General features: G+C 36.9%; 1 protein-coding gene. It reads right to left on the bottom strand.

Annotated elements, in window-relative coordinates; all coding sequences use genetic code 11:
• Nucleotides 1-669 precede the first annotated feature (669 nt).
• Complete coding sequence (locus tag ACFIKN_RS01895) at nucleotides 670-5,637, bottom strand: DEAD/DEAH box helicase (protein WP_375657824.1); 4,968 nt, start codon at nucleotides 5,635-5,637, stop codon at nucleotides 670-672.
• Nucleotides 5,638-6,024: the final 387 nt, after the last annotated feature.

Raw genomic sequence — 6,024 nt, 5'->3', positions numbered from 1 at the left:
TTTGTCAGTTTATGTCAGTACATTGAATCGACAAAAGTGATCATTTAGTGAATGATTAAAACATGTCTTATGAGAGTATGTAATCTTTAAAGCCTTTCAAAAGATAGTTTGTAACTCATATGAAATGCTATCAAGACCATTATGGTTATGAGTTTTGAAGATTTTGAGTATTTTGAGGGGTCCTTTTACCCCCCTTTATATATTTTTTTCAATCAAAAAATAAAAGTTATTATATTTCAATATGTTAATGTTTTAAATAAACAACCCATATTACACACAACACGTAAATACAATCTGTAATATATATAAAAAGGGGTTTTGAAGGTATTTTGAGGGTTTGAGAAACCTTCAAAACCTATAAGTAATATAAGAAAATGAATATACATAGCTCTCTTTAAACAAAGCTATCATTTTAGATTACGATATAACCTCTTAAAGGCAATGTAAAAGAAGCGTATTCACTTTAAGATGGGATTTCTTAAAAGTCTTAAAGCAATTCAAATAAGAGTATTTAAAAGTGCAAATGATTTCTTTTTAGAATAACGCATACAAACACTCCTTTTAAAGATTGTATGTAAGCAATTTATAAAGAGGGTATAGAACCTATAGGTTATAAGACCTTATACCCCTTTGTGAGGTTAACATGCCTATCATCTGAGCAAGCCAAGTCTATTCAGTTTCTCTAATTTCTAATTTTGGTAAGTTCTTAATGATTTTTATTGTTTCTAAACTTACGGTAATAACCTTTTGAAACAACTCTAGAGGATAAGCAGAGTTGCCAACGGTTTCAACAGCATAGCGATTGGCATCATTCACAATACCACTCTTTTTATCAGTCTTTACACATTGACGCTCCATAACCCATTCAAGAGCGGGTTTACCATTAACGATATACTCATAAGCTTCAAGAGGAATATCTGTCATGATGATATTGCTATTATAAAAAACAGTCGATTTATCCTTTTCCTTACTATTCCCAGAAAATTTCATTTCAGTCACGTAATAGAATTTTTCGGGATTAGAGATCTCTGTAACTTTTGGATTACCCTTTTTAAAGGTCACTGGATAAGGCTCTACAGTTTCATAATTCACGTGCAAATGACCGAGTTCACGCCCTGCTGTTACGAACTTCCAAAAGTCATCAGCACTCTTTACACACGGGATACGAGGCAGTTCTTTAGAGAGGTTATCAGCATAACGAGAGCGATAATCTTCCGAATGAAGTAGACCGTAAACATAATAGAATAAATCATCTTTCGTGATAGTTTCATTCGGATAAGCAGCTTTAAAATGTGCTAATCCTTCATCCGTAATGGCATCACGCCTCTGTAAACCAACTGTTTTACTTTCTTCTGTAGAATCCGTAAATAAATGGGATTGTTTCTCTCTTTTACTTTTTGGGACCGTACTATCTTCATAAATATAGCGTGGAAAGCATTGTCCATTTTCTATCACCTGAACATCGGGCAGAGCCGTAGTCATAAGCACAGAAAAGCCTCCCATTGCTCCTATGCCTGTAACTTGTATGATTTTATTTTCAACCGCTTTCTCCATTGGGAATATACGCGGCGTTTGGTAAACTCTCTCATTGAAAGTACGATTATAATAAAGCCACTGTCGTGTAAAAGGGCGATATAAACTTTGCATGAGGCATGCATCTTCGAATTTAAGAATTTTTCCTCTTACCAATTCTTGTTTAACATTATGGCTCCAGCTAATCTTGCTCTCATCTGCATTGATGAAATTGTTTACAGCATTTGCACGTATTTTATGATCAGCATGTGGATAGGCATCATTAAAACGTTCTACTTCGCTATTATAGAAAGTAATCATATTATGCATATTATTTTCTAAAATCTTATAGCTTGAGTTATATGCCCAAGCATCACGGTTTGTTTTTAGACCACAGGAATAAATTTTAAAGAGCTTTTTATCATGTCCTTTTTTAACACCTATAGCTAAAAATTTTTTAAAACTGTCATCACGTTGCTTTATCCAATCCCCATGCTTATCCGGTGTAATTATTTGCCAACCTTGTTTACTCCGTGTAATACCATCAATGCTTCCAAGGGATTCAATCATTGTAAGCTTTTCTTGCCTCGTGAGATAGTCTCCAATATCACGAAAATATATCTTACCACGCTGTTGTGCATTTGGATTTTTTACGAGAACGGAAATCGCTATAGGGGCTCGAGATCCAGAACCAAAAATTTTACCACCTTCTTTTCGAGAAAGTTCTCCAGAAGTTCGTTGATTACCCCGTAAATGGAAAATATAAAGGCTGCTAAATTCCTCAACGAGGCACTTTCGTAGACTGTCCGTAGAACTTCCATTAATAAAACCGGCATTTGTGACAAATCCGATTATCCCAGCATTATCAATACGGTCACTTGCCCAGCGAATAGCACGAATATAGCTATCATAAATTGCTTGCATATTGGTTGCTTTTGAATGAGCAGCATAAGTTTCACTAATACGTTTATCTAAAATCGGATAGGGTGTGTTTTTTGCATTATCATTTTCGTTTTTTTGCTTTGTTGAATAAGGAGGATTGCCGAAGATAACTTCAACATTCAGTTTCTTTTGAAGTTCTAAATATTCACTGTTTTCTTTTAGTATACCTTCCATAAGGTCTTTTTCTTTAAGCATCTGAAACGTATCAGCCAGACCAATATGCTTGAAAGGGATATACTCTCCTTTCTTCAAACTATGATAAGTCGATTCAATGTTAATGGCTGCTATGTAATAAGCTAAGAGAACAATCTCATTGGCATGGATATCATGACGGAACTTATATTCCATATCCTCTGGTTTGATGAGATCTGATTGTAAAAGCCGTGTAATAAAGGTTCCAGTTCCCGTAAAAGGGTCGAGAATGGAGACACCCCGTGACCCCAAGCTTTTTCCAAACTCATTACGCAACACATCATCAACAGAATGAATGATAAAATCGACAACCTCAACGGGGGTATAAACAATGCCAAGCCTATCCGTTGTCTTCTTAAAAGCTTTGGTAAAAAAATCTTCGTAAAGTTTGATAATAAGATTTTGTCTTGCCTGTGGTTCGGTAATGCCAGAGGCACGGAACTTTACGCTGTCATAAAACTCTTGTAATTCTTTGGATTCTTCCTCAATATTGGTTTTATCGAGTTCTGTTAAGATTTTTTCCATTGCTTGCGAAATGGCATTGTTCTGTACAAATTCATTGCCCTCAAACAAAGCTTCAAACACAGGACGCGTGACAAGATGTTGCGCTAACATCTCAATCGCTTCTTCTTGCTTTATCTCACTGTTTAAGTTGTTTTTTAATTCCTTATAAAACGCATCAAAGGCATGATAAGCTTCGCTTGTTTGATCAGAAAGCATAGTTTGAAGACGTGTGATATGGTTTTGTGCAATCTCAGCAACATTGCCAGCCCAAATGCCCCAATAATCACTCATGGTAGATTTTTTAACAATCAGTGTTTTGAGAGCATTGGGAAACTCAACAAAAAAGGGTAATCTTCCTTGTCCTTCATATGTTTGGTGCGGTTCATGAGCTTGTGTCCCAATACGAAGTCCCGATTTTTCTGATTTTTCGTGGAGCGTGATTTCGTCAATAACCGTGGTGACATTCTCTAATTCGGTCTTTTTAGAAACTGTAACAATGTCGATGATAGAGCTTACGTCTTGCCCTAAGACCATCTGGTTAAGGGTTTTACTAAAATTCTCATCATGGGCAAGCAAAGCATTGAGAACTTGCCAGACAACACTGTATCTCTTATTGTTTTTTAATGCCTCTTCTGGTGAAACACCAGCAGGAACACCAACCGGCAAAATGATATAGCCCATCTTTTTGCCTTTTGCACGACGCATCACACGTCCCACTGCTTGTATCACATCCACTTGGCTTTTACGCGGGTGTAAAAACATAACCGCATCAAGGGAAGGAACATCAACACCTTCTGAAAGGCAGCGTACATTGGTTAATATACGGCAGACATTCTCACCCGCATCTTCTTTCAACCAATCAAGTTTTATCGTACGGTTTTTGGCACCAGATTTTCCATTAATATGATCTACTTGACAGTTAAGAGGGGGAATATTTTTATGGTTTTCATGAAGATTACGTAAATCTTTCTTAACTTCTTCATCGTTGAATGTTCTACATATGCGTTCAGAAGTATCAATATCTCTACAAAAAGCCAAAGCCCGGTGCATGGGTCTTGTATCATCCCCAAGATCAATTTTCAGATCCATTTTGGTAAGAGCTTGATAACAACCCATGATCTTTGTTCTATCATCAAGAATAAGTTCATAATTCTCATCTGTCATCAGATGCTGGATAGATTTACTCACTTCTCCTTCATCAACACCTAAAACGATAATCTTGTAAGGCGTTAAAAGTCCATTTTTTACAGCATGGGAGAAACTATAAGAATAAAGGATTTTGCCATAAAGCTCTTCATCATCCATAGAAGCCAGAACAGCATCAATCTCATTAGCTTGTTTTTTGGCATTGTCACTAAAGATACGAGGCGTTGCTGTCATATACAGACGTTTCTTGCCTCGAATAAGGCTATTGTCATGAACCTTGATAAACTCAGATTCACTCTTGTCTGTTCCTAACACAGCTCCAGTGGTACGGTGTGCTTCATCACAGATGATCAGATCAAATTCCGGTAAAGCATATTTCTTTTGCGCATCCGAAATCACTTGGATCGAATGATAGGTAGCAAAGACCACTGTCATTGCATCAGGAGAAGTCTTATTGGCTTTTTCTCCAAGCTTTTGAGAATCTGTTGTTGCTGGTAGAGCGAGATCCGAGACATCGAGTTCGGCAGCATCATCTTGGACTTTGCGACGCTTGCCAACTTGTGTATCAGAACACACCGCAAAGGAACGCAAGGGTATTGCTGTATCTGCTGTCCATTCTCTTATTGTTTGTGACATTAAAGAAAGAGAGGGGACAAGGAATAAAACACGTTTACCTTGACCAGCAAGAGCTTCTGCTATCTTCAGACTGGTAAAGGTCTTTCCCGTTCCACACGCCATAATCAGCTTGCCACGGTCTGCTGTTTGTAAACCGTCACAAACAGTTTTAAGCGCTTCTTGTTGATGATCTAAAAGCTTTTTCGGTTCTTTTTTCTTAAGAGTAGCTTCCCCTTTGCTTTCAAAGGTTGACCAATCTATTTGACTGTTTTCCAGATCAAAAAGATTAATCCGTTGAATGCGGACTCCTTGTCCTTCACAGGTGAGATCGGCATTGTTACTCCAATTACCTTCGGTGCTATCAACCAGAATACGGCGTGTGAAGATCTTTTTTCCTGAGGCAGCAATAAAGCTATCAATATCTTCCTTCTTGATTTGATGATTTGCACTATAAAACTTACATTGAATAGCGGCATATCCTTCTTCATCACGAATTTTAGCAACCAGATCAATGCCGATATCACGCCCATCTTCTCCATGCTCTTTTGCCCATTCACAATAGGTTTGAACCTTTTCATATTCTTGGCATTGCAGAGGGTCTTGCGTCAAATAAGCAATTACAAACTTTTCAAAAGAAGTTCCTCTATCGCGCGCATTTTCTGTATGATCACGGTAGGATTGTAACAGAGAGCGTAATGTCAGTGGTTTGTTATGAAATTGAAGCATTTATAATAAAACCCCACCGCTATATAAGCGTTGATCTATCGATGTCAAAAAACTTTAAATAGAATCTGCTAGATCTATTTAAAACAAATAGCAATAATAAAATAAAAAAAGGGTGCTAAAGACCCACAACCTGCTTAAAAAGAAATTTTATTAAAGGCTACTTATCCACAGCCTATGACATGAGGTAAAATCAGCAAAATAGTGAAATTTGCTGTTCGTTTTATGGAAAAAAGACAAATTTGATATGTGCTTTAAGATATCAGAATAAGTATTTTGAAGCATTTTACCACGCATTTTATAGATAGGTTTTGAAGGTTCACTCTATGAATGCAAGGGGATATGGTTGAGCAAACTTATCCTTTATATTTATGGGGATATTGATGTATT

It is taken from the genome of Bartonella sp. CL436QHHD, assembly GCF_042195105.1.
GTDB lineage: Bacteria > Pseudomonadota > Alphaproteobacteria > Rhizobiales > Rhizobiaceae > Bartonella.
The sequence above is the reverse complement of the archived record's forward strand: the minus strand, read 5'-3'. Positions and strand labels throughout refer to the sequence as shown.